Raw genomic sequence first — 25,147 nt, forward strand, 5'->3', positions numbered from 1 at the left:
GGACCTGCACGAATACCGGCTTTGTGGCTATTCATCGTAAGTGGTGGGAAACACCCGTTCGCCGGCAATTCCAGAAATGATGCCGGCGGCCACCTCCTTTAGCTTCATATTGCGGTGACTGGACGCATTGACCAATATCTGGAATGCCGCATCGCGGCTGCACCGGCTCTGCGCCATGATGACCCCAATGGCCGTGTCAATGACGGTGCGGGACTTCAGGGCGGCGGCGAGGTCGTCACGGGCGTCGCGCAGCTGTGCGATGTTCAGGGCGAGGTCCAGCGCCTTGGCGGCGATGCCCGTCAGGCCAACAGCCGCATCCATCCCGTGATGCGGGAAGCCATCCGTGTTGGGGGAGTAGAGGTTTACCACAGCCTGCGAAGGAGCCTGCAGATGCATTGGGACCGCCAGGATGGAGCCGATGCCCGTCTTGCGGGCTTCCTGGTTATATTTCGGCCACCGGACATCGGCGTCCAGATCCGGGACATGGACCATGGATTTTGTCCGGAGGGCTGTCAGGCAAGGTCCATGGCCGATGCTGTTTTGCAGTTCGTCCAGGTTCCGGGCGAGTGTATCGCTGCTGGCCACAGCGACGGGCCGCTTTTGCCGGACCACCGTGATCCCGCAGGACAAGTGGTTCCCGGGCTGTGACAGCTGCGTGGCAAAAATCGCGGCGGTGGCGGCCAGGAATTCACGGACGTCGGAGCTTGCCAGGACGAGGTCCTGCAGGTGGAGCACAAACTCGTGCAGGCCCGCGCCGGCACGTCCAACTTTGCCGGATTGGGGTTCTCGGATATCAAAGTCCTGAGACATGTGCACTTCCCGGTCCGTCCGCCGTGATCTCCTTGATGGCGGTCTGGATGAGATCCATCTGCAGCGGGGCCAATTCCACCAGCTCGTGCAGATAGGCGTCCACCCCGAGCTGATCGACGTTTCCGCCGATCCCGTAATAGTAGGTCCATAGCGCCGGGAGGCTGATGTTCCCGCTCTGGAACTGGACGGCTGCAAACTTGCGCTGGTCCGCCTCGAAGGCAGGCTGGGGGGTGCCCAATCCGCCGTCGTCCATCATTTCTCCCCGCCTCCGGTGATGACGGGGATATCTGAGGCGTGGTGCAGGATGTCCCCGGCAATGTCATGCAGCCGGCGGTTGCTGCTGCGGGAGGCAAGGTGCAGGAGCTTGACGGCGGTTTCATGGCTGCAGCGGTTCTGCACCATGATCAGGGCCACGGCCGAGTCCACAACGGCCCGGGACCGCAGCGCCGACCTCAAATGCTCCGGGTAGGGGTCCGAAGGGTGCACGCGGATTGCCAAGCGCAGGATCCGGGACAGCGATGCAGCGTGCTCCTCGATGGCGGTCACCGTGTCCGGGGCAAACGTATTCAGCTGGGTTGAGTAGCAGTTCAGGGCGGAGCGGGAACCGTTGTCGGTGGGGATGGGGACGGCCAGGATTGTCCGGATGCCTTCGTCTGCGACCGCCCCGGCATACCAGGCCCAGCTCTCGTCCGCCTGAAGATCACGGATAAGGACTGTGCGCTGCTCCCGCAGCGCCGTCAGGCAGGGACCGTTGTCGAGTGCGTACTGGCGTTCGTCCAGGCTCCGGGCGGTCTCCGTGCTGCTGGCTACCGTCACGGGCCCGGTCTCCCGTTCCACCGTGATGGCACACAGCAGGGGCGTCTCCCCGCCCAGCAAGGACGCGGAAATCGCTGTCAGTCCCAAGAGGAATTCGGTGAAGCCCGGACTTTCAAGGAGTAGGTCCTGCAATTGCTCCGCCGTCGGCAGAGCATCATTCTCGGCCATGCGGCCTCAATTCCAAGCATCGCCGGGGTCACACGACCCGGCTGGCGGCTGTGCGCTCTCTTCGCGCGCGGCCCGTATATTCAACCCCGGACCTATATGCCACCCCCGAAATCTCCTACTACCGACACTACGCCCTTCCCGGGCGGCCGCCGGTGGTCCGGCGACGTATTAGTACCCGGGAGCGCCACGGAGCGCCCGCAGGAAACGCACGACGGCGGCTGTTGCGTCCCGGTAGTCCCTCCAGGTCATCCCGAGGATGGAATTCACGGGCACAAATCTACCGGTTTCCTGCTCGGCGACTTTGCCGGGAGGCACCACGCTGTAGGCTCGGCACATGGCTGATCTGCGGCGTCGGACGTTTGTCTTTCGCACGCTGGTTGGTGCGGCTGCCGCGGCGGCCGTTGGAATTCTCGGCGCCGCGTGTTCGCCCGGCGCCGGGCGGGACGGTACCGCCGGTGGCGGTGCCAAGGGGGATGCAGTGAAGCGGCACAAGTACCAGTACGGCGAGGACGCCAGCCAATGGGGCGAGCTTTTCCTGCCGGAGCTGCCGGCCGGCGCCGAGCACCGCGGCGTGGTGGTGGTGATCCATGGCGGCTACTGGCGCTCGCAGTATGGCGCAGAGCTGGGGGAGCCCATCGCCAAGGACCTGGCCGCCCATGGCATGGCCGCCTGGAACCTTGAATACCGCCGGGCCGGAAACGGGGGCGGCTGGCCAAACACCTTCACTGACGTGCTGACCGGTATCGACAAGCTGGGCGACCTCGCGGCCAAGCATGCCCTGAACCTGGGTCCGGTGGTGGCGCTGGGCCATTCAGCCGGCGGGCATCTGGCCGCCTGGGCTGCCGGCCGGGGGAAGCTTACCCAGCTGGGAATGCCGGATGCTGACCGCCAGGTGCCCCGCACCTCAGATGCCTCCGCGGTGCACCTCACCGGCGTGGTCAGCCAGTCCGGCTTGCTCAACCTGGCCGAGGCGGAGAAGCTGAACCTCAGCAACGGTGCGGTGAGCAACCTCCTGGGCGGGTCGTCGTCGAAATATCCGCACCGCTACAGGTACGCCGACCCCATGACCGCCCTTCCGCTGGCCGTGCCGGTCATCGCTGTCCATGGATCGGAGGACACCACGGTTCCCTTGGGTCAGTCCGAGTCCTATGTTAACTCCGGAACCACGGCAAACATGGAGACCCGGCTGGTCAGGGTTCCCGGGGACCATTACGCCCTGATCGACCCCAAAACGCCTGGTTACCGGGCGTGCCGCGAGCTTGTTCGGTCCCTTTTGGGTTAGATTCGGCGCTCCTGGGTTAGATTCGGTCCCTGAGGGTTGGAACTGCTCAAAAAATACGTTCCCAATATCTAGACATTGGACGTCCCATCTCCCGTACCCTTTAGATGTAGGACAAGTCGCGACCCCTAAGCGCGGCAAGGAGGAGACCCACGTGGCCATCGCATCGCAAGAAGTATCGCCCGCCCGTTTCAGTGCGCAGCTCCGTTCGCATGCCCTGCAGACGCGGATCATGGACCTCATTCTGGACCGCGGCCTGGACGTCGGTGACGCGCTGCCCACCGAAAGTGAGCTCTCCGCCGAGCTCGGCGTGGGCCGCAACACCGTCCGCGAGTCCCTGAAAGTACTCCAGGCACTGGGCGTCATTGAGATTCGGCATGGCTTTGGCATGTTCGTTGCACCCAACAACTTCAGCGCCCTGGTGTCCGGCCTGACGTTCCGCGGCCGGCTGTCCCTCCGCCACAAGGGCGAGGAAGCCATGGAGCTCATCGATGTGCGCCAGGCCCTCGAGTCCGGGCTGATCGGACCGGCCATTGACCTGCTCACCGACGAGCACGTGGCTGACCTGCGCTCCATCATGGAAGCCATGGAGGACGCGGCCAAGAAGGGGGAGCCGCTGCATGAGCACGACGCCGAATTCCACCGCCGCCTGTACGCCCCCCTGAGCAATGAGCTGCTGATCAACCTCATGGATGTGTTCTGGCAGGTTTACCGCAAGATCCACCTGGCCATCGGTACCGGCCCGGTCAACCTTGAGCAGCAGACGCAGGACCACTGGGACATCTTCGAGGCCGTGGCCAACAAGGACAAGGCTCTTGCGTCCGAACGCCTGCAACGCCACTTTGACGGCATCCGCCTGAAACTCAAGGATGTCGCGGCCGCCTAGCCTGTTTCCCTCCGCCTTTCCTTCGCCGCCTGCGCCCGGGCGGATTTAGCCCTGCCCTTTTCGTAGAGAGTGCCTTTGCCGTGGAAATTTTCGTTGTGCCTACCGCCTCAGCTACCGGTTCCGTCGCCGCCGGGATCCTCGCTGCCGTTATCCGCAGCAAGCCCGACGCCGTCCTGGGTGTGGCCACGGGCGGATCGCCGCTGCCCATCTACGCGGCGCTCGCCAACCATCGGCTGGACATGTCCTCCGTCCGGGCCTTCGCCCTCGACGAGTACGTGGGCCTGCCCGCCGGACACCCCGAAAGCTACGCCGAAGTTGTCCGGCGCGAAGTGACTGAGCGGCTGCATCTGGATCCTGCCAACGTTGCCGTGCCGGACGGAAGCGCCGCGGGCCCCGAGGCCGCAGCCGCTGTCTACGACGCCGCCATTGCCGGAGTTGGCGGCATCGATGTGCAGATCCTCGGCATCGGCCACAACGGCCACCTGGCCTTCAACGAGCCCGGCTCCGCCCTGGACTCCCGGACCCGCGTGGAAGTCCTCACGGAACGCACCCGCGAGGCGAACGCCCGCTACTTCAGCACGCCGGAAGAAGTGCCGCTCCGCTGCATCACGCAGGGCCTGGGCACCATCCTGGAAGCCCGCCACCTCCTGCTGGTGGTCAACGGCGCGGACAAAGCCGGCATCCTGGCCGCCGCCCTCAACGGGCCCGTCACTGCTGACTGCCCGGGGTCGGTCCTGCAGCTGCACCCGCACGTGACGGTGGTGGCTGACGAAGCCGCAGCCTCGCAGCTGGCGCAGGGGAGCGGGCAGGTCGCCGTGCGCGTGTCCGGGGCGGCCGCCAGCGTCTAGGCCGCGGGCTGTCTGCCATTCGTACTGCGGATCTGATGTCTCAGGAGTGTGCCGTATAGGGCCCCTTCGCCGGGCATTCTTGCGGGCGGGTCTTACGGCAATCGACAGGCCCCGGAAACGCGGCGATCGTGATCCGGAAGATCTTGGGTGGCGCTTGGGCCGGTGAAGGACCGGCTTACGGGCAGAGCTGCCTGCTGGTGCTTCAGCGTGGCGGCCACGTCATCGAAAGGGATCACTGTGGTGCTGCTCGCGGCGGCGGAGCTAGTGTGCGGACAGGCAGGTTTCCTCGCGTGGGTCGCACAATCCGGTGTCGTTCGAGGGTTCAACATCGGCGCCGCGCTACGGTGCGGAATCTGTTGATCTACGAGTCCCGGCGGGAGTTGGCGCGTTTGCTGTTCGCGGACTTCAAGATGTGTCGGTGCGCCATGTTGTGGCGCAACCGTTTCTGTGGAAGGTTGAGGTCGCCGGGGCTGTGCACAAGCGCATTCCGGACTATCTGCTGGCCACCGACGTGGGGCCGCTGGTGGTGGATGTACTTCCCCGACCGCGCGGAGGAATCGCGCTCAGCGCCTCGTCTCGTACCTGGTCAGGACCACCCCGCCGGGAAACGTCCGCGTCTCCACCAGGTTCAGGTTCACCCAGCTATCCAGCGCGGTGAAGAACGGCGTGCCGCCGCCCACCAGGACCGGATGGGTCACGATCGTGTACTCGTCGATCAGCCCGGCCCGCATGGCCGCCCCGGCGAGCGTTGCACCACCGACCCTCATCGGCTCGCCGTCCTCAGCCTTGAGCCGGGTGATCTCCGCGACCGCGTCGCCGGTGACCAAGCGGGCGTTCCAGTCGACCTTGTCGATCGTCGAGGAGAACACCACCTTCGGCGTGTCCCGCCAGTTCCGCGCGAACTGGATCTGCGCCGGGGTGGCATTGGGCTGCTGGTCGCCGGTCGGCCAGTGGGAACTCATGGCCTCCCACAGCTTGCGCCCATACAGCAACAGGCCGATCGCCCGCTCCTGATCGAGCCACCACTGAAACAGCTCGTCGCTCGGCCCGCTCCACCCGAGGTCGTCGCCGGGCGCGGCGACGTAGCCATCCAGTGTCAGGTTCATGCCGTAGATCAGTTTCCGCATCACGCCATGCCTTCCGTCAGTCGGTCTCCATAGCATAGACCGGCGCGGCGCGGGAAACTCATCGGTGCGGCCGAGGCTAGGAGTACGCCGAAGATAACGATGATGACGTTCATTGGCAGTGCTTCTTGTAGTAGTTGAGGGCGTCATGGAACTCTGTCGTCCCGCACATGATCAGCAGCATCCTGTCCCTCATGGCGCCATCGTGTCTGCCAATGATCTGGATGCCATAGCCTTCGGTCCTCGTTTCAACTGAGCTGTCCGGTGAAGGTTCCCCCAACGGAACCCGAGCCCCACACCCAGAGTTGGTGCAGACGACTTCCGAAACTGACGATCCCGATCAGTGGGGTGTCCCGCCTGGGCTGTGCCATTCCAAGGAATTGAGACGCCAAGTAGAGCGGCGCGAAGCGCGGTTGGGCTTCGGCTGGGTGGATCCGCTAGTCGGAAGGGGTCTCCCTGGTTATCAGTCGTGGTTCGGCGTGGGCCTTGGCTGTGGGCGGTCCCTGCCATATTTTGATGAAGCGTGGCAGGGTTTTGCCTCGCTCTGATTCGGAGGACAAGACAGACACCGGGGAAGGTGGTTCCTTCCAGAGCTGGATCAGGTGCCGTTCGACGGGTGATTCCACGACCAAGTCGAAGGCTGTGTCCCGGCCCGTCGCATGAAGGCGGGCGCGGTAGCTGCCCTTTTCATTGCCCGTAATGGTCCCGACATCCTTCATCTCCCAGCCTGTGGGTGGGTTGAAGTACGCTCGGCCCTCCGGGAGCATCAGGGACACCTCGTGGATGTCTTCCCATCCTGGCGCGGTGCCCTCAGGTCTTGCCCCGAGGACCTCCACCGTCAAGGCAATGGGCCCTGAATGCACTCCGGTGGAAACCAACGGAACCATCAGCGGAGTTTCCTGCCCCTCGCCGCTCATCGCCGCCTGCAGGGCAGCTACAGGGTCTGCCGGCGGAAAGGGCGCCACGACGAAGTCCACGGCATGGCCCGATGCATTGATGACGAAAGATGCCGATTCGATCACAGGCCCTGCCTCTCAAGCAATATCGAAGGCTTGACCTCGATTACCCGTAGTGGAACATAGAGAACGTGCGGAGTACAGTGTTCGCAACATCTGGCGACTCTCGCAGCCGGCTCCGACGATAACCGCGGGCAGACCACCTCAGGCGCAGCAAGAAGGGCGCCGTCCAGGTCTACCTTTGACCCGGACGACGCCCGCCTTACTTAAGGGAGTATCAGTTAGCGCTGACGCGCTCCTGGGCAATCCCTGCGTTTTTCTCGTCCAGCTCCTGGGCAGCGGCGATGCGCCGGTCCAACTTCTCGAGTGTTTCCGGTGCGAGGAGTGTCGCCACAACCGTGATGACGCCGATCACGCTGAAGTAGAGGATCACCCAGCCGGGTTCGCCGTTTCCGGCGGTGAGTAGCGCCACGGCGACCAACGGCGCGATGCCGCCAGCGAGAACCGAGCCGAACTGGTAGCCCATGGACGCGCCACTGTAGCGCAGCTTTGTGGAAAACAGTTCCGCAAAGAAGGCGGCCTGGGGTCCGTACATCGAGTTGTGGAAGACCGCGAGCCCGATGATGATGGCGAGTGTTGCCAGCAGTGCGCTGCCACTGTCCGTCATGACGAAGTAGAGCGGGAAGAACAGGAGTCCGCCGATGGAACCGAACAGGTACAGCGGCTTGCGCCCGATCTTGTCCGAGAGGATCGCCCACAGCGGGACGGCAAAGACGCCGATGGCCGAGGCAATCAGAACGGACATCGTGCCCTGGTTGGCCCGTTCGGCACCGAACGTCTTCATGATGTAGACCACGGAGAACGTCGTGTACAGGTAGAACGCGGAGTTTTCTGCCAACCGCATGCCGACAACGAGCCAGATGCCCTTGGATTCCTTCTTCATGGCTTCGCCCAGCGGCTTCTTCGAGGTCTGCTTTGTCGCAACAAGTTCTTTGAAGTCGTCTGAGTCCTCGAGCTTGGCGCGAACGATCAGGCCGATGACGATCAGGACCACGCTGAGCAGGAACGGCACTCGCCAGGCCCAGGCATCGAATACTTCTGCGGGCACGGAGGCCTTGACGATCAGGACGCTCGAGTTAGCGAGCAGCATGCCTGCCGGGACGCCCATCTGCGTGAAGCTTCCGAAGAATCCGCTGCGTCCGGGAGGGGCGTGCTCGATGGAAATGACGGCCGCACCGGCCCATTCGGCTCCGGCGCCGAAGCCCTGAAGCAAGCGCAGCACCGTCAGCAGGATGGGAGCCCAGACTCCGATCTGTGCGTAGGTGGGAAGCAGCCCCATGGCCAGCGTGGCGAAGCCCATGATGAGCAGCGACAGCACCAGCATGGGCTTGCGGCCGATTTTGTCGCCGAAGTGGCCGGCGAACATGCCGCCGAAGGGACGTGCGGCGAAGCCGACGGCATAGGTGACAAAGGCCAGGAGGAGACCGGTCGCCGGGTCCTGTTCGGGGAAATACAGCCGGCTGAAGACGCCTGTCGCGGCGAGCAGACCGAAGATGTAGTAGTCATACCACTCGATGGTGGTGCCCGCGAAGCTGGCGAGCGGTACGCGCCAGGGTGCTTTCGTTTTGGCTTTGGTATTGGAGATCGTCATTGGTCTTTTCTTTCGGATGGAAACGAAGGGAGCGGCTGGCTACCAGTCGAGGGCGATGTATTTGGTTTCGGTGAAGTCCAGCAGGCCCTGATGGGCACCTTCGCGGCCGAGGCCGCTCTGCTTGACTCCGCCGAAGGGTGCTGCGGGGTCGGAGACGAGTCCCCTATTGAGGGCCACCATGCCGCTTTCGATGCGTTCAGAGACCCTGAGTCCGCGGCGAAGGTCCTCAGTGAAAACGTAGGCTGCGAGGCCGTACTCGGAGTCGTTGGCGGCGGCGATGACTTCGTCTTCGGTGTCGAAGGGGATGACCGAGGCCACCGGGCCGAAGATTTCCTCGCTGACCATGCGTGCCTGTAGCGGCACGTTAGTTACGACAGTGGGCGGGTAGTAGTATCCGGCGCCGTCGATGGCCTTGCCGCCGACGAGGAGCCTGGCTCCCTGGCTGACCGCGTCGCGGACCAGCGAGTCGACTTTGCGGACGCTCGCCTCATCGACGAGCGGCCCGACCTCGGTGTCTGCGTCGGTGCCCGGGCCCACGCGCATTGCGCCCATTCGTTCGGCCAGCCGGCGGGCGAACTCGTCGTGGATACCGCGCTGGACGTAGATCCGATTGGCTGCGGTGCAGGCCTGGCCGCCGTTGCGCATCTTGGCGATCATGGCACCTTCGAGGGCCAAATCGAGGTCCGCGTCATCGAAGACCAGAAACGGGGCGTTGCCGCCGAGTTCCATAGAGCACTTGAGCACGTTGTCGGCCGCCTGGCGCAGCAGGTGGCGTCCGACGCTGGTGGAACCGGTGAACGACAGCTTGCGAACCCGGGGGTCCGCAAGGATCGGGGTCATGACCTCGCTTGTCTTGCTCGTGGTGATGACGTTGACCACGCCCGCCGGGGTTCCCGCATCGATCATCAGTTGGGCGATCGCCAGGGCGGTCAGCGGCGTGAGCGTGGCGGGCTTCAGCACGGCGGTGCAGCCAGCGGCCAGCGCCGGCGCCAGCTTCCGGGTGGCCATGGCCGCCGGGAAGTTCCAAGGGGTGATCAGCACGCAGACGCCGATGGGCGGGTGCTGGACAAGGATCCGGTTGGAGCCCGACGGCGAGACGGACACATCTCCGATGATCCGGACCGCTTCTTCGGAGTACCAGCGGAAGAATTCGGCGGCGTACGCCACTTCTCCGCGGGCGTCGGTCAGGGCCTTGCCGTTTTCGAGGGAGATGAGGTGGGCGAGTTGCTCGCTGCGCTCGGTCATCAGTTCGAAGCAGCGGCGCAGGATTTCGGCGCGGCGGCGCGGCGGCGTCGCGGCCCACTCCGGGAAGGCTGCTGCCGCGGCGTCGACGGCGGCGAGGCCGTCCTCGACGTCGGCGTCGGCGATGCCGGTGATGACGGAAGCGTCGGAGGGGTTGATCACCTCGACGGTGTTACCGCCGCTGGCGTACTGCCAGTTCCCGGCGATCAGCAGCTGGCGGGGCACCGTCAGCCCGTCGACGTCGAGCGGTTCATGGGTTGAAAGAAGTGTCATCAGTGGTCCTTATCCCTGATCAGCGGATGGTGCGGTCGCCGGCGTAGGCGGCGTGAACGATGGAGGTTACGGCGTCGAGATCAAGCCGCACGGGGTTGTTGTCGATGAGCCGCTTGGAGTTCAGCGACAGCTTGGCGATCTGGGCGAGGTCGCTTTCCTGCACGCCAAGGTCCTTCAGCGTCGGAGGCAGCTCGATGGCGGCGATGACCTCGTCGATTGCATCGACGCCTGCGACGGCGGCGGCGCGCGGGTCCAGTCCGCTGATATCGCGCCCCAGGGCTTCAGCGATCTGCGCCAGCTGCGGCTGGATCGCCTCGAAGTTGTAGCGGACGACGTAGGGCAGCAGGAGGCCGACTCCCACACCGTGGGGGGTGTGGGTAAGTGCGCCTACCGGGTACTGGATGGCGTGTGCCGCGGCGGTTCCGGCATTGCTCAGGACGACACCGCCGTAGAGTGCCGCGAGCATCATCCCGGCACGGGCCTCGGTGTTTTCCGGGTCCTTGTAGGCGGTCACCAGGCTGCGGCCCACCAGCCCGATGCCGTTCAAAGCAATCGAGTCCGTCAGGATGTTCTTGCCGACGAAGACCCGTTCCGTGGCCAGCGTGGAAGTGGGTTCCCGGGTGATGGCAGTGAAGGACTCGACCAGGTGCACGAAGGCATCCGCACCGGTGGCGGCCGTCAGGGACGGGGGGCAGGAGTAGGTGAGTTCGGGATCGCACACGGCGGCGAACGGGATGATGTGGGGGCTCGAGATGCCCATCTTCATGCCCAGCTCAGGATCGGAGACGACGGCGATTGCCGTCGCTTCCGAACCCGTGCCCGCTGTGGTGGGCAGAGCGATGACCGGCTTGGTGGGGCCGGGAACGGCGAATTCGCCGTAGTAGTCGCTAGGCTTGCCGCCGTGCGTGAGCAGCACGGACACGACCTTCGCCATGTCCATGCAGCTGCCGCCGCCGAAACCGATGATGACATCGATCTCCTGGCCCTTGAGCTCCTCAACGCAGGCCAGGATCCCCGGCGTCGGAAGCTCTGCCTGGGTATCCCCGTATACCCGTACGGTCAGGTCCCGGTTCTCCAGGCTCCGGACCAGGGCCTGAAGTTCCTCTGAGACGGCCAGCCGCGGATCGGTGCAGACGAGGACGTTGGTCCCGAATTCGGCTGCGATATCGGCGACGGCGAAACGCTGCTGGGCGCCGACGACGACACTCCGCGGCAGCCGCAGGACGCCGAAGGTTGCGGGACGGATACCCGCTGCATGCGCACACGACATTGTGAATGACTCCTAGAGATGGGATGAGCGGGCTGCCCGAAAGGCGCCGCAGATCTCAGCATTCCAGAACCACGTGACACTCACCATGTGATTCCGTGCCATATAAAGCCACTGTACATGTGGTCCGGTGCCATATGCTTTGGTTCGGCGGAAAGCAGGCCCGCTGGTCAGGAACCGCCGGAGCTGACGCCGGCTGTCTTCATCCGCCATAAGCGCAGCGCCACTTGGACGTCAAGGGAACGGCTTCCCCGGCGCCACGGGGCACCGATCAGGGCGTCTATCCGGTCCAGCCGTTGCCTAAGGGTATTGGGGTGGATGTGGAGGGAGTCGGCCGCTTCCTGGATGGCGCCACCGTTTTCCTGGAACGTCCACGCTGTGAGGACCAACTGCGTTCCCCGCCGCTCGTCGTAGCTCAGAAGTGGCCCCAGCTGTGCAGTGAGCAGCTGTCCAGCGAAGGGGCTGTCCATCGCTCCGAGTAACATTCCTGCGGTACCCAGGGCGGCCCGGTCCGCTGCCTCGCCGTTGCGCGAGAGGGCCTGCAGCGCACGGAGGACGGCGTGGGCTTCGGTGTGGGCCGCGGACAGCCGGGCAAAGCCGGTCACTGGTTCTGATGTCCCGACGCTGGCCGTGATGCGGCGTCGTTTCAGCTCGTCAATGATGGACTGGCCGGTGTGTGCGGCACCGCTGGCTTCATTCGGGCGGCTGTCGCGTCGTTCGAAGGGTTCAATGATGCACAAGTGTGATTCGTGCAGGGCGATGATTCCCGGGACCCCGTCGGGTCGATGCCTCAGCACGGAGAGTGCCCGTTGGCGCTGGTCGTCGCTGACCCCCACCACGCGCACCACGAGCTGGAGGTGGTTTGCCAGACCGAACTGCCCGGCCCTGCGGGTAAGCGCTGCCGCGTGTTCAGAGCGGGGGCTGAGCAGGTCATCGATGAGTTCCAGCTGCAGCCGGTATTGGGCGTCCTGGAATGTGCGTTCTAACAGCAGCGACACACTGAGCACCAGGGCGCTGCGTTCCAGGACCGCGAGCCGGGCCGGGCTGAGTTGCTCCGCGACGATGAGGGAGGCGAGGTGCTGGTCGCCCGCTACGGCGGACATGACGGTGTATTTCTTGTCCTTGACCTCGAACTGTACGGCCGCCCTCCTGGCCGCAGACTCCTCAGCGGCGCTCAGGGCCGGGAGGCTACCGAAGTCACCGTCCGATGCGAGCCCCGCCAGCGGCTCGCCCATGGGAGAGACCAAAAAGACAGGAGTGTCCAGGGACTCGGCCAGCAGGTTGAGCAGGTAGGGAAGGCTGCCGGTTGAGGCCAGGGTTTCCATGAGCCGCCGGTCCAGGGTTGAGAGCTCCTCCAGGGCCCGTACGTGGGCCAGGTTCTGCCGCTGTGCTTGGTCCAGTCGGGTGAGGGCGCTGGCCATTTCACTGAAGTAGCGGGCGTTCTCCAGCGCGACGGCTGCGTGCGTACCAATGGATTCCATCAAGGCCACGTCGTCACTGCTGAACTCGTGCGCATGCCTGTCGGCGACCAGGAGCGCGCCGATTACTTTCCCTTCTGCGCGAAGGGGGACACCCATGATCGCCCGGACGCCCTCGGCTGCCACAGCAGTGTCGCTGGACTCCAGATGGGATTTAGACTCGTCCATTAAGTAGTCGGCGCTCTGGGAGGGTGCCTCGCCGGTCGCCACGGCGCCGAGCACGCCTACGCCGAGGGGCATGCGGATGTTGCGGAAGAGAGCGGTCGTTGCGCCGTCGGTCACCCGGACGTAGGACTCACCGCTGCCATAGTCGTTCAGGCTCAAGTAGGCGATGTCGCTGCCGATCAATGACCGGGTGCGCCGGACGATGGCCTTGAGTACTGCCTCGACGTCGCGTATGCCGGTCAGGTCGGTGGCCGTATCGTAAAGGACCCGCAGCAGGCCCTCCCGGCGACTCGCCTCCCACAACTGGGCGTTCAACCGGCGTGCCGCCGCCGCAGTGGACTGGTCAATGGCCCCGGCTTCCAGCCAGGCGGACAGCGTGGTCTCCAGATCACCCGCGGAAACACCATGGTCAAGCATAGCCATGAGTTGGCCGGCACCCTTGGTACCGCCTGACGGGCTTCCACCGCTGTGAACGGCAGAACTGTCATTGGCACCCATGAACCTAATGCTAGTCCGTGGGCCACGCTGCCAGAGTCGGTCACCGCGCAATAACGGCCGGACAGAGCTGCGGACGCTGCAGCGCGCTCGTCCAGCCACTCTCTAGGGAAATGTCCCGGGGAAGCGTGGGATGCAGGATCTTGTCCTCGACGATCTCGTCCACTTCCACGCTGAGCCGCGCAGCTTTGCGGAAGCCGGCCAGGACTCCCAGCAGGCATGCAAGGAATAGCGGGGGAGCGCAAGTGCAACAGGCTCCGCGGCCGCCTGGCAATTTATGCCAGCGGGAAAGGGGCGGCGTCGGGCCTGGGAGAGCACGCCTTCGACAGGGCTGTGGGGACCCGAAATGGATGCGGGCCCGACTCGACCAAGCCGTCGCCGGCAGACCACCCAGCATCTGCGCCTGCGGGCACGAGGGCATCGTTCCCGCCTCGTCGATGCAAGACCCGCGTGCCGTCGGTGCTCAGGCAGGAGGACGTAGGCAACACGGAACCGGGCAGCGTGATCGGGGACATTGCTGCCGGACAGGGCAGGAACGTGGTCCTGAACACCTGCCGGTCAGGCGGTGTAGGGGCCGGTGACGCAGGTGTATTGGGCCCCTGCTGTCTCAAGCCCGAACATCTAAGTACTGGATGATCCTGAGGAGTTCGAATGCGGTACAAACCCCGCGGCTCATACTGGGTCAGCAGAGGGAGTATTACTCATCGTTTGCTTCATCTGGCTGAACCCTGTACTTGGGGCGCGCGCCTAGTTGGAGGGGAAGTTGTAGGAAGCGCCGGAGGCGTGGCTTGCTTCGGGCCAGCGCGAAGTGATGACCTTGCCGCGGGTGTAGAAGGAAACGCCTTCCGGGCCGTAGATGTGCTTGTCGCCGAACAGCGAGGCCTTCCACCCGCCGAAGGAGTAGTAGGCCACCGGCACGGGCAGCGGCACGTTGATGCCGATCATGCCCACATCGACGGAGCGCTGGAACTTCCGCGCCGCGGCGCCGGAGGAAGTAAAGATCGCGGTGCCGTTGCCGTACGGGTTGGCGTTGATCAGCTTGATGCCCTCCTCCAGGTCCGCCACGCGGACCACCACGAGGACGGGGCCGAAGATTTCCTCGGTGTAGGCGGACATCTCGGTCTTGACGTGATCCAGCACGGTGGGACCAACCCAGAAGCCTTCCTCATGGCCGGGGACCACCAGGTCGCGGCCGTCCACCACCATGGCGGCGCCGGCGGCTTCTGCTTCGGTAATGGTCCGGACGATGAAGTCCCGGGAGTCAGTGCTGATGACAGGGCCCATGTCGGCGTCGGGCTCCGTGCCGTTCTTGACCTTGACGTCCAGGGCGCGCTCTTGGACCTTCTTGACCAGCAGGTCGGCGGCGTTCCCGACCGCGACGGCGACGGAGATGGCCATGCAGCGCTGCCCGGCGGAACCGAAGGCGGCGGCGGCGAGGTGGTCGGCGGCGTTGTCGAGGTCCGCGTCGGGCATCACGATGGCGTGGTTCTTCGCGCCACCCAGGGCCTGGACGCGCTTGCCGTGCGCGGTGGCGGTCTCCATGATGTGCTTGGCGACAGGGGTGGAACCGACGAAGGAGATGCCGTCCACGTCCGGGTGGGTCAGGAGACCGGAGACGACCTCCCGGTCCCCGTGCAGGACCTGGAACACGCCGTCGGGCAGGCCTGCCTGCTTCCAGAGCCTGGCCAGCAGCATCGCTGCTGAAGGGACCCGGTGGGAAGGCTTAAGGATGAAGGCGTTGCCGGTGGCGATCGCCATCGGGGCCATCCACAGCGGCACCATGACGGGGAAGTTGAACGGGGTGATGCCGGCAACCACACCGATCGGCTCGCGGAACGAGAACACGTCGATGCCGGTGGAGACCTGATCCGAGTACTCTCCCTTGAGCAGCTGCGGGATGCCGCAGGCAAACTCGATGACCTCCAGGCCGCGGCCGATCTCGCCCTTGGCGTCAGAGAGGACCTTGCCGTGCTCGGCCGTGATCAGCTCGGCGAGTTCGTCCACGTGGGAAGCGACGAGCTCGCGGAACTTGAACAGCACGGCGGTGCGCTTGGCCAGCGAGATGTCGCCCCACGTGAGTGCCGCGGCCTTGGCCGCGGCGACGGTTGCGTCGAGATCCTCGCGGTTGGCCAGCCGCAGCTCGGCGCTGACCTGGCCGGTGGCCGGGTTGTAGACGGGCTTGGTGGCGGTGCCTGTACCTGCAGCCTCGGTTCCGCTGATGAAGTGGTTGATGGTGGAGGTGACGGTCGTCGTGTTCATCGGTTTTGTTCTTCCTGGCTTGAGCATCGGGCGTTCATGCGGCCGCACATGCAATATCTGATTAGAGAGCTGTCTCTTGCCGCCCCGCAGCGGGAGCGAGAGGAGGATGTATTGGGATTGGCTAGGCGTAGATGCTGGCGTAAATGTCTTGGATTTGCTGTGCATCGGGAATGACGGGATTGTTGGCGGGTGAACCGGAGGACAGCGCCTGTTCGGCCATGAGCGGAAGTTTGGATTCCCAAGCATGCCGGTCGATGCCGAAGACCTCTGGGGTGGGAACGTCTAGGTCGGCATTGATCGCATGCAGTTCGGCCACGAGCGCTACCGAAGCTTCTCGGTCGGTTGCTGCTGCGGAGGCTACGCCTAGAGCACGCGCGCATTCGGCATATCGTGACTCCGCGGCAGTTACTGAGAATTCGGTTACAGCTGGAAATAGCATCGCATTCGCCAGCCCGTGTGCCACATGGAAGTGAGCACCTATGGGCCTGCTCATGCCGTGAACCAACGCGACGCTGGAGTTGGAAAAGGCGATACCTGCCTGGGTGGCGGCCAGCATCATGGCCTCCCGGGCTGCCTGGTTCGAGCCATCTTCGTAGACCTTTCGGAGGTTCATCCCGATGGTCTTGATAGCTGACAGCGCGAATGCGTCTGAGAAAGGACTGGCCTTCTTGCTGACAAAGGCTTCAATGGCGTGGGTCAGCGCATCGATGCCTGTATCAGCAGTGAGCCGGGGTGGCATGGACAGGGTAAGCGTGTGGTCAATGACAGCAGCCACAGGCAGGAATGCTGCGCCGACGCACAGCATCTTTTCGTTGGTCTCGGAGTCGCTGATGATCGTAAACTGCGTGGCTTCGGAACCACTTCCTGCTGTGGTGGGAATTGCGACAACGGGAAGCGCAGGGCCAATGTTGTTCCTCGGTGCCTTGTAGTCCCGCATCTCGCCGCCTTGCCGGCTTAGGATTCCAAGAGCTTTGGCTGTATCGATTGCGCTACCGCCGCCGAGACCGATGATGATGTCAGCCTCGTGTTCGTGAACCGCTCTCACACCGTCGCTCAGGGAATCGGTGGTGGGATCAGGAACCGTTCCTGAGAATACGGCGACACTCAGCCCGGACTTCCGCAGAGTTTCGGTCAAACTGCCAACCACGCCGGAAGCAACCATATAGGCGTCGGTGACTACAAGCGGGCGGCGCCCTCCGAGGTCGCTGACTAAGGAGCCCGCCTCGTGGATGGCTTCCCCGCCTACTCGCATTAGGCGGGGAAGTGCAATGCTGGCAACCATGAAACACCTTTGTTTGAACACGCCCCTCGCATAGGGCGGTATGTATTGGAATTGCTTCCACGCTCTCATGGTACGGATGCCCAAACAATGACCAAAAGTGCCCATTGGTGTGCATTTCTGCACGATACGATAATCAGATGATCTCTGCTGACGACTTACGCTTCTTCTTGGAGGTATCCCGTACGGGCAAGCTGGTGGCAGCGGCACGTGGACTGGGCGTTGACCACACGACGGTGGGTCGCCGCATCACCCAACTTGAAAAGGCCAGTGGCGCGAGATTGTTCGTGCGCGTCCCGGGAGGGTGGGAGCTCACGGAAGCCGGGGAACGCCTGGCTATCCATGCCGAGGCTGTGGAATCATCCCTGCTGGCCGCCGCCGAGGAACTCGGGTCCTCGGCAGGGCGGCTATCCGGCACCTTGCGGATTGCCGCCCCTGATGGGTTCGGAGCTTTCGTACTCAGCCCGGGACTGGGTAATCTACGAGCACGGTATCCCGACCTCAAAGTGGAAATAGTCACGGCCACCCGCCTCAACCTGTTGGCCTCAAAGGAATTTGATGTCGGCATCTCGCTGGCACGGCCGACGATCCGGGGGGTTGAGTCTTTCGAACTTGCAGAGTATCCGCTCGGCCTGTATGCAAGCGCACAGTACCTTCAACGACACGGGCCCATATCTAACGTGGATGAGCTCCTCAAGCACTCCGTCATCGGCTACGTGGATTCGCTTCTGGACATTCCTGCGCTGCGATTTCTGGACGCAGCACTCCCTGGAGTCCGGCCGGCCATCCAAACGAACAACATCACGGGGCAATGGATGGCCGCAGTTGCGGGGCTGGGTGTTGCAGTCCTTCCCTTTTTCATTGCTGAGCCTGATAGCCGGCTCGTCCATATCCTGGATAAATCGGTAGCTATTCGGAGGAAGTACTGGCTGGCTGTTCCTCGTGAGCTGCAGCGGTTGGCCAGGATCCGGGCGGCCCATCAGGAACTCATGGAGCTGGTCCTCGCCCATCCATATCTTGAGGTAACTTCTTCCATTCCGCACTAGCGATTCATGGAACCGTCCGCCCGAAGCTCCGCCCTCTTCGGCCGCTGCGCTGGCAGCAAACACTTCGCCGAGGATCGGGTGCCCGACGATACGAACTTGCGGCGGATGTGCTCGTTCACGAAACCCAGACCGGGCTCACGAGCGGATCGACCAGCCACGTGGCGGCTGTCCATGCCGATACCCGGGCTGACCCCGCCGCCGGCCTCGTCCACGCCGCTGGTGACATTGGGCAACCGCTGTCCGCCTGAATCCCGCGCCAGCTCCTTGAAGCTGACCTACTGCGTCACTCCGGTGACCCTGTCCCGGACAGTTACGTCGTACCCGGACTCGTGGAGCCCAGCCTTACTGTGACAGGTCATTCGTCGCCAGATTCTCCGCCGTTGAAATGAACGGGACGTAGCGTGGGCCGGCGCTGAACGCTGGCTGATTGCTGTCCCGGTCCACTGAACGCCGCCGCCGTTTACGCTAACGAGCTAGGTGAAGCCGGGCACTACACTCCCCAGCCCCTCCAGGAAGAATCAGGGCTGCCGCTGCAACTGCCGCCATGACCCTCAGTGGCGTCCTGCCCGGGCCATGCGACTGGTCCCCTTTGTATGGTGGGTGTCATCGCCCGCCTTCGGTCTACGATGCCATCTCAAACCAACGCCTACAATCAGCAAGAATGATCCGCCGCAACAAGCGCCGGCCTCCACCCGTCGAGATGCCCGGCCTGTTCTCGAGGCTGGCAGCTGCGCCTTGGACAGAAATGTCCATACCTGTGATTGCAAGTGCCACACCCTCATTTCTGGGTGATGGGGGCTGTGGTCCCGGCGCTCCGTCCTGACGGGAGTCGAGTCAATCCAAGGGGCGGTGCACCCGGGGCCTTGCGCTAATAGCTCCGACAGTTGCTACAAGGATTGCGCCCCAGCAGTCCCTTGGAAGGGAAATTCTGCGCTTACTCAATTCCTTCCTCGTCGCTGAAGATGTCGCTGCGCGGCGTGTATCTGGACTGTTTTTGTGTTGCCTCGTGCTTTGGGTTGTGGGGGTGACGGTACGGGCCGCTGCTGATGATCCGGTCGGTGTTGATGTGGACTGACAACGTCCCGCGTCCGGCTGCGAGTCATTAACTGACCGTCACCGCGGCCGCTGCATTTTTGCCTACCGGGCGCCCCGGGATTTCCGGACGGCTCTAGCAGAAAAGTCCCAGGTTGGGTCCCGGTTTGCCCACTTGGCTCCTGACACTGAAATGTAGGTCATCTTGGGTGGCCTTCTGGCCCACGAAAGAGATCAAGGGCTGGTAGCGGAACGTCGCCCGGTCGACCACACAAATACGAACGCCGCGGCGACCGCAAATGCAACACCCGCGAAAGAAAGCAGCGGGTTGTCCCCGGGGGGAAAAGCCGCTATCCAGGCATAGGCAACCGCCATGCCCGAGAACTTGATCATGTTGTGAATTCCGATCCCCAGGCCGGATCTTCCGGGAGGCGACGCTGCCAGCGTCTCGGCCGACAAGCTTTGGACGACTGATATTCCAAAGCCGGCAAGGGTGAGCAGAAGAGTCGCGGTCACAATGATCGCCCCCGGCGTCGGCAGGAGATACACCACTCCCATGCCGATAGCAGCGACCATGTTAGCCAGCAAACCGAGCCTTATCGTCCCATTGATCGATAATCTACGGCACAGAAGACCTGCCATTGGACCGCCCAGGCTCATGGCAATCGCAAGGCAACAGAGAACGACGCCGATGACGTCCGGTCGGGTGTCAAGGTGCGCCGACAGAAATAAGGGTGTGGCTACGAGGAAAGATCCCATCGCAAACATCGCCGCAGCCGCTCCTGCTGCACTTCCGGCAAAGCGGCGATCGATCAGATGGCGGGGGTCGATAAGCCCATCAGGATGTTGCCTGGCTACCCAAACGAAGCCCACGAGCAGGACGCTGCCCAGGAGTCCGCTGAATATCGCCGGAGCTGGCAGCGTCCGCTGTGCCAGCAGCGTAAAGCCGACGACGACTCCTGTGGCTCCGGCGCCCAGCAGAAAGAGGCCAGCAATATTCGTCGGGACCATGCGGTCGATTACTGACGGCAAAGCCGCTAGGAGGAGGCAAAACATTAACGCGCACAGCAGCGAATGCACAATGAACACAGCCCGCCAGCCCAGCGTCTGACTTATGGCCCCGCCGGCCAGAGGTCCCAAAACCTGACCGATACCCAATGCCGAAGCCCACAAGGCAAGTGAGCGTCTGCGCAAGGAAGGCCAGAGTACGATGAGCGATTTCTGTACACCGGAGGCAATGAAACTTGTGGCCAGTCCCTGTACCGCACGCACCGAAACCAGCATGCCTACTGTGTCTGCCATGAAACCCACGACGTCTGCGGCCACCATCAGCCCGAAGGCCCACAGCAGCATCCGCCGGTTTCCGAAACGGTCGCAGCACCATCCCGCCACCGGGACTGCGACGGTCAGGACCACAGTGAAGGCGCTGACCATCAGGACTATTTCAGCGACTGTCGAAGAAAGTTCCGCCCTGATGATCCCCAGGGGCGCGTTAAGTATGTTGCTGGACAGTGTGGCCAGCGTAGAGGACCCCAGCAACCCCCAATATGCAAGCCTCGTGGGCTGGTCGGCCAGCAGCCGCAGAGGTTTCGTAAGGCGCCATATGCCCACTTGCCTGCTCACGGCCCAACCCGACAAGGCGGCGGCTTGGACCGCTGCAAAGACCGAGATTGGCGCGGGCGAAAGTCAGGGCTCGTCATTGCTGTCAGAGATCCCGCCAGAGCTCAGGCTGTACGAATCATCAGCGGAGACAACTGCACCGACAACCGAGCGCCTGTCCTGTCCCAAATCGTCTGCGGCGTAAAGCCTCGGACCGGTGTGCGGTCAATTTCATGGATAAAAATACCGTGGCAGTTTTGGGCGACGAGGTAGGGATCAACGGTCGCGATCAGGGCACCCTGGCTTTGGCCCTCGGCAAGGATAGCTCCGACCATGCGGATCGACCGGTCGCCCTGGGCGATGTTCCGCGCTCCGGTCACGCTGCCGACCTGGAAACCTTCCCGCATGTAGAGCGCGGCGTTATCCGGGTTACGCCGGTAGAACTCGCAGCGGGCACGGTAGATGCTGTAGATACGATCGCAGTACGCCTGTCCGTCATCACGCTTAAGGGATCCGGAGGATGCCAGCACGGCATCCTCCCTCTCGATCTTGGTCAGTATGGCGTCCATCTGATCTCCGTACACCATCATCAGGAGTTCGCGTTTGCTTCCGATGTAGCGGAACAGCGTTGCTTCACCAATTCCTGCGAGCTCTGCGACCTCCCGCGTGGTAATTTTTTCGATGCTTCGCTCGCTGAGGAGCTGCTCGGCAGCGGCCCTGATCCGCTCGGCCTTGCCCAGTTTGGACCGTTCCCGAAGGCTCAGCTGCTGCTTCTTGCCAATCACCGCTGTTACCTGCTTTTGGCTCACGAGTGCTGCCCCTTTGAGAGTCTGATCCGAAACATTCAACCCAGTAAATCAGAAGCCGCCCGGGGAGGCCATCGACTCGGGGACGTTGGAGGCAGGGCCACCGAGAGACCGCTCCAGGTTTACGAGTTCTTCGGCGACGGATGCGTCGATGAAGACCTTGCCATCTCCGGCCGATTCGCGGGCGTTCCATTCAGGCTCGCCGGGAGTGAACACGGCGTTGACACCCGGTGCGCGGCGCGAGGTGCGCACCCGATCAGCCATGGCGGCCACCTGATGGCGGAATTCGTCCGGGTCCGTGAAGGCCCCGATATTCAGGGCCAGAAAGAAGTGGGAACAGTCGTTGGGTTTTTCGGGCCCCGTATACAGTCCCTGAACCCCATCACCCCAAGCACCACCGGAGAGTATTCCGGTGAGAACGTCCACCATCATGGCCAGGCCAAAGCCCTTGGGGCCGCCCATGGGAAGCAAGAGTCCGCGGATCGCTTCGGCGGGATCCGTCGTCGAGGATCCGTCCGGCGCCGTCGCCCAGGATTCCGGGATGCGGGTCCCGTTCTGCTCGGCTGATTTGATTTTGCCAAACGCCGCTTCTGAGAGGGCCATGTCAAGAACAAGGTGGAGTCCGTCGGCGCTCGGCGCGCCGATGGCCAGCGGATTGTTGCCCACGACGGCTTCAGCTCCGCCGATGGCGGCCATGAGCGGACGCGTGTTTGCAGCAGCTATGCCGACGTAGCCGGCGTTCGCCGCCTGCAGCACATACCGGGACGCGGCACCGAAGTGAAAGCCGTGTCTGACTGATACCGCGCCCACGCCGAACGTCCCAGCTTTCTCCATGGCCAGCGCCATCGCCTGGTCAGACGTCAGCGAACCGAGGGCGTGGCGGGCATCCAGCACACAAACCGCACCCTGCTCCCGCACCACCTCTGCCCGCTCATGCTGAGAGACTGAGCCGGCCCGGATGCGCTCAACGTACATAGGCACACGCATCGTGCCGTGGGACCGAACACCGCGGAGGTCCGCCTCCACCAGCGAATCGGTGACGCTTGCCGCCGAGGCCGGAGAGTAGCCCAGCGAGCCGAAGATGCACTCGACCATCGACCGAAGCCAGGATTCCTCAACGGAAACCAAGTCTGCTGACATGGTCATCGTCCGCCGGCGAACATCGGCTCGTCTTGGTTCGAATGGGTCTTCACAATATAACCGGCATCCTTGAAGGTCCCGTTTTCCTTCCGGAACTGGCTCATGAAATCCGGCCAAAGCGTGGTCAGCCGGCCATTCCGGGGGTCAACGTACCAGCTTTCGCAGCCTCCTGAGAGCCAGACGGTGCCTTGGGCGCGTTCATCAATGGTTTTCACGTACTCTTCCTCAGCCTCGGCGGTTATCTCGAGGGAAGAGACGGAGTTCTGCTGCATGTACTTTATGGCCCCCGCTATGTAGGAGATCTGGGTTTCGGCCATGTAGATGATCGATCCTGCGCCCAGGCCGGTATTCGGTCCAAGCATCACAAAGAGATTTGGAAATCCGCTGACTGTGGTGCACGCGTAGGCCTGTCCGCCGTTGCTCCAATGGTCTGCGAGCAAGCCACCGGATTTGCCGTATATCCGGTGGGAAATGGGAAGGTCGCTTGCCTCGAATCCAGTGCTCAGGATGAGGACGTCCAGCTCGTGGCGTTCACCGGTCCGGGTGATGACGGCGTTCCCTTCGATGTGGCTGATCCCGTCCGTTTCCAGGGTGACGTTGGATCGGCCCAGGGCGGGGTAGTAATCGTTGGAAATCAGGATCCGCTTGCAGCCGATCGCGTAGTCCGGGGTGAGCTTTTCATACAGATCCGGGACGGTAACTTGGGTTTTGCGGTGGTTGTCGGCGACTTCGGTGATCTGGTCGATGAAGGCGGGGACGCCCCGGCGCTGGGGGAACCGTGCCTCGTTGCCCCAGAAAAGCTCATCCCTAATCGCCTGTGCCGTGTGGGGAAACTTGCGGAACATTCCGCGCTCGGCGTCGGTATAGAAGTAGTCCAAGCGGGGTATGACGTAAGGAGCGGAGCGCTGAAAGACTGTCAGGTGAGTGGCAGTTTCCGCGATTTCCGGAACGATCTGGATCGCGGACGCGCCCGAACCAACCACTCCGATGCGTTTGCCCTCCAGCTCGACACTGTGGTCCCACTGCGCCGAGTGGAAGATCTCGCCTGTGAAACTGTCGATTCCCTTGATGTCGGGGAACTTTGGATCCGAGAGGTGGCCGGACGCCGTGACCAAGGACTTGCCGGCGAAGGTTCCCCTCGGTGTGGAGACGATCCAGCGTTCCTGGGTCTCGTCCCAGCGGGCGTCAAGCACTTCAGCCCCAAAACGGATATGCGGGATGAGTCCTTCTTCGCGGGCGGCAGCCTGCAGATACTGAAGAATCTCGGGCTGGGTGGCGTAGACCCTCGACCAGTCCGGGTTAGGGCGAAAGGAGTACGAATACAGATGCGACTGAATGTCACACGCCGCGCCCGGATACGTGTTGTCACGCCAGGTCCCGCCGACGTCCTCTGCGCGCTCCAGCATGACGAATGACGGGTTGTTTTCACGAATCAGTTGGATGCCCATGCCAAGACCGGAGAAACCGGTGCCGACGATGATCACATCGACGCTGTTCAACGGATCATTTTCGTGGCTTCGGCCGGCTTCGGCCGATACTGCGGTGTCAGTCGTTTTCATCGGTAGTCCTCGTTTCTGTGATTCTGACTCAAGCGTGGACGGGAGCCAGCACGGCCCCGGCATCATCGGAAGCATGTCCCTGGACGAAATCGTCGATCCGGGTGAAAAGTTCAGCAGGCCGCTCATGGACCACTGCGTGCCCACTGGAAATTTCAACAAAACGCGAGTCATCAATCGCGCCGAACAGCGCGTGACTGTGTCGAATAGGCGCCATCTGATCATCGGAGCATCCGATGACCAGCGTCCGTGCCCGGACGGCTGACAGTTTGGCGGATATGTCCACGGATCTGTTGAGGCGCATCTTGCGCGCCCGGCTGGGGCCGGCCTTAATGCCCGCAATGAGCTTTTGGAGCTCGGCCGGCGGGCGCGTGGCCACGAACCGGGAGCTGAAAGCGGTGAGGAGCATGAACTCGGGCAATGCCCCGGAGTCCGAATCGTGAAGCTGCTGCCAGACGGAGTTCCGCAGCTTCTGCTGCTCGTCCGTTTTCATCCACCCCGCGACCAGAACAAGGTTCCGGACCAGTTCGGGCTGTTCAGCTGCCACCACAGCGGCGACGACAGCCCCCAGAGAATAGCCCACCAGGGTCACCGGCCTGCCCGGCGAAAGTTTGTTGATAACTGCTGACGTCTGACCGACAAAGTGGTCCAAGGCCAGCGGGCCGGATCCCTCCGGAATTTCGTCGACGAAGTCGAGGGCGATCACGCGGTGCCGGAAGGACAACATGGGCAGCAGGGCGGCGAAGTTGTTTTCCGCGCTTCCTCCTGTCCCGTGGAGTAGGACAATAGGCGCCCCGCCTCCGGGCTTATCGCCGGAGTCGTAATACTTGACCTCGACGCCGTCAGCTCTGACGGTGCCCTCGGTTATGCCCGGATAAAAACTCACGCTGCTTCCTTTCACCACGCGTCGCGGAACGGAACTATCTAAACTTTTGATAGAGCACTCACAATGAAGTGTACTATCATTAGTAC

Annotated in this window: 20 protein-coding genes; 4 read left to right on the forward strand and 16 right to left on the reverse strand. The window is 63.3% G+C overall.

Annotated elements, in window-relative coordinates; genetic code table 11:
- Positions 1-27: 27 nt before the first annotated feature.
- Genes NG697_RS18195 through NG697_RS18205 form a run of 3 tightly spaced genes read right to left on the reverse strand, consistent with a single transcriptional unit; the run spans position 28 to position 1,794 of the window.
- Positions 28-810, reverse strand: coding sequence for a GAF and ANTAR domain-containing protein (locus NG697_RS18195; protein ID WP_252601840.1), 783 nt, complete (start codon positions 808-810; stop codon positions 28-30).
- The gene (locus NG697_RS18200; protein ID WP_252614871.1) at positions 794-1,066 is read right to left on the reverse strand and encodes a hypothetical protein; all 273 of its coding nucleotides are present in this window, start codon (positions 1,064-1,066) and stop codon (positions 794-796) included. The genes NG697_RS18195 and NG697_RS18200 overlap by 17 nt, the downstream gene beginning before the upstream one ends.
- Entirely contained in the window at positions 1,063-1,794 is a 732-nt protein-coding gene (locus NG697_RS18205; RefSeq protein WP_252601845.1) for a GAF and ANTAR domain-containing protein, read from the reverse strand. Before NG697_RS18205 ends, NG697_RS18200 begins: the two co-directional genes overlap by 4 nt.
- 334 nt (positions 1,795-2,128) lie before the next feature.
- On the opposite strand from NG697_RS18205, the gene NG697_RS18210 reads away from it, so the two are divergent.
- The 3 genes from NG697_RS18210 (at position 2,129) to NG697_RS18220 (ending at position 4,807) form a co-directional block, all read left to right on the forward strand.
- Positions 2,129-3,076, forward strand: coding sequence for an alpha/beta hydrolase (locus tag NG697_RS18210; RefSeq protein WP_256473070.1), 948 nt, complete (start codon positions 2,129-2,131; stop codon positions 3,074-3,076).
- A gap of 157 nt (positions 3,077-3,233) precedes the next feature.
- Positions 3,234-3,959, forward strand: coding sequence for a FadR/GntR family transcriptional regulator (locus NG697_RS18215; RefSeq protein ID WP_374209949.1), 726 nt, complete (start codon positions 3,234-3,236; stop codon positions 3,957-3,959).
- A gap of 80 nt (positions 3,960-4,039) precedes the next feature.
- Positions 4,040-4,807, forward strand: a complete 768-nt coding sequence (locus NG697_RS18220) for a glucosamine-6-phosphate deaminase (protein WP_252614876.1) — start codon at positions 4,040-4,042, stop codon at positions 4,805-4,807.
- 563 nt (positions 4,808-5,370) lie between these two features.
- Here NG697_RS18220 and NG697_RS18225 read toward each other — a convergent pair.
- The 8 genes from NG697_RS18225 to NG697_RS18260 form a co-directional block, all read right to left on the reverse strand.
- Positions 5,371-5,934, reverse strand: a complete 564-nt coding sequence (locus NG697_RS18225) for a dihydrofolate reductase family protein (RefSeq protein WP_252601849.1) — start codon at positions 5,932-5,934, stop codon at positions 5,371-5,373.
- A 434-nt stretch (positions 5,935-6,368) separates the two neighbouring features.
- Positions 6,369-6,953 carry a hypothetical protein gene (locus tag NG697_RS18230; RefSeq protein ID WP_252614879.1) on the reverse strand — a complete coding sequence of 195 codons (585 nt, stop codon included), beginning with the start codon at positions 6,951-6,953 and terminating at the stop codon, positions 6,369-6,371.
- 211 nt (positions 6,954-7,164) lie between these two features.
- A complete protein-coding gene (locus tag NG697_RS18235) occupies positions 7,165-8,538 on the reverse strand; it encodes an MFS transporter (RefSeq protein ID WP_252601853.1) in 1,374 nt (457 codons plus the stop codon).
- Positions 8,539-8,577: 39 nt separating this feature from the next.
- A complete protein-coding gene (locus NG697_RS18240) occupies positions 8,578-10,053 on the reverse strand; it encodes an NAD-dependent succinate-semialdehyde dehydrogenase (protein ID WP_252601854.1) in 1,476 nt (491 codons plus the stop codon).
- 19 nt (positions 10,054-10,072) lie between these two features.
- Entirely contained in the window at positions 10,073-11,323 is a 1,251-nt protein-coding gene (locus NG697_RS18245) for an iron-containing alcohol dehydrogenase (protein ID WP_252601858.1), read from the reverse strand.
- A gap of 167 nt (positions 11,324-11,490) precedes the next feature.
- Positions 11,491-13,386 (reverse strand): helix-turn-helix domain-containing protein, encoded by a 1,896-nt coding sequence (locus NG697_RS18250; protein WP_252601861.1) that lies wholly within the window; start codon positions 13,384-13,386, stop codon positions 11,491-11,493.
- Positions 13,387-14,205: 819 nt separating this feature from the next.
- Positions 14,206-15,717 (reverse strand): CoA-acylating methylmalonate-semialdehyde dehydrogenase, encoded by a 1,512-nt coding sequence (locus tag NG697_RS18255; RefSeq protein WP_252601864.1) that lies wholly within the window; start codon positions 15,715-15,717, stop codon positions 14,206-14,208.
- A 121-nt stretch (positions 15,718-15,838) separates the two neighbouring features.
- Positions 15,839-16,999 (reverse strand): iron-containing alcohol dehydrogenase, encoded by a 1,161-nt coding sequence (locus tag NG697_RS18260; RefSeq protein ID WP_252614880.1) that lies wholly within the window; start codon positions 16,997-16,999, stop codon positions 15,839-15,841.
- Positions 17,000-17,136: 137 nt separating this feature from the next.
- Between NG697_RS18260 and NG697_RS18265 the strand changes: the two genes are divergently transcribed.
- Complete coding sequence (locus NG697_RS18265) at positions 17,137-18,042, forward strand: LysR family transcriptional regulator (protein ID WP_252601871.1); 906 nt, start codon at positions 17,137-17,139, stop codon at positions 18,040-18,042.
- 1,266 nt (positions 18,043-19,308) lie between these two features.
- Here NG697_RS18265 and NG697_RS18270 read toward each other — a convergent pair.
- The 5 genes from NG697_RS18270 to NG697_RS18290 all read right to left on the reverse strand — a co-directional run bounded on the left by NG697_RS18270 (position 19,309) and on the right by NG697_RS18290 (position 25,061).
- On the reverse strand, positions 19,309-20,697 hold the full coding sequence (locus tag NG697_RS18270) for an MFS transporter (RefSeq protein WP_308216203.1): 1,389 nt from the start codon (positions 20,695-20,697) through the stop codon (positions 19,309-19,311).
- 101 nt (positions 20,698-20,798) lie between these two features.
- The gene (locus NG697_RS18275; RefSeq protein ID WP_252601874.1) at positions 20,799-21,482 is read right to left on the reverse strand and encodes a TetR/AcrR family transcriptional regulator; all 684 of its coding nucleotides are present in this window, start codon (positions 21,480-21,482) and stop codon (positions 20,799-20,801) included.
- A gap of 48 nt (positions 21,483-21,530) precedes the next feature.
- Positions 21,531-22,619 carry an Ldh family oxidoreductase gene (locus NG697_RS18280; RefSeq protein WP_252601877.1) on the reverse strand — a complete coding sequence of 363 codons (1,089 nt, stop codon included), beginning with the start codon at positions 22,617-22,619 and terminating at the stop codon, positions 21,531-21,533.
- Positions 22,620-22,621: 2 nt separating this feature from the next.
- Positions 22,622-24,178: a flavin-containing monooxygenase gene (locus NG697_RS18285; protein ID WP_252601880.1), complete on the reverse strand. Its 1,557-nt coding sequence runs from the start codon at positions 24,176-24,178 to the stop codon at positions 22,622-22,624.
- A 28-nt stretch (positions 24,179-24,206) separates the two neighbouring features.
- Positions 24,207-25,061: an alpha/beta fold hydrolase gene (locus tag NG697_RS18290; protein WP_252601883.1), complete on the reverse strand. Its 855-nt coding sequence runs from the start codon at positions 25,059-25,061 to the stop codon at positions 24,207-24,209.
- Positions 25,062-25,147 lie beyond the last annotated feature (86 nt).

Source organism: Pseudarthrobacter raffinosi, assembly GCF_023913835.1.
Taxonomy (GTDB): domain Bacteria; phylum Actinomycetota; class Actinomycetes; order Actinomycetales; family Micrococcaceae; genus Arthrobacter; species Arthrobacter raffinosi.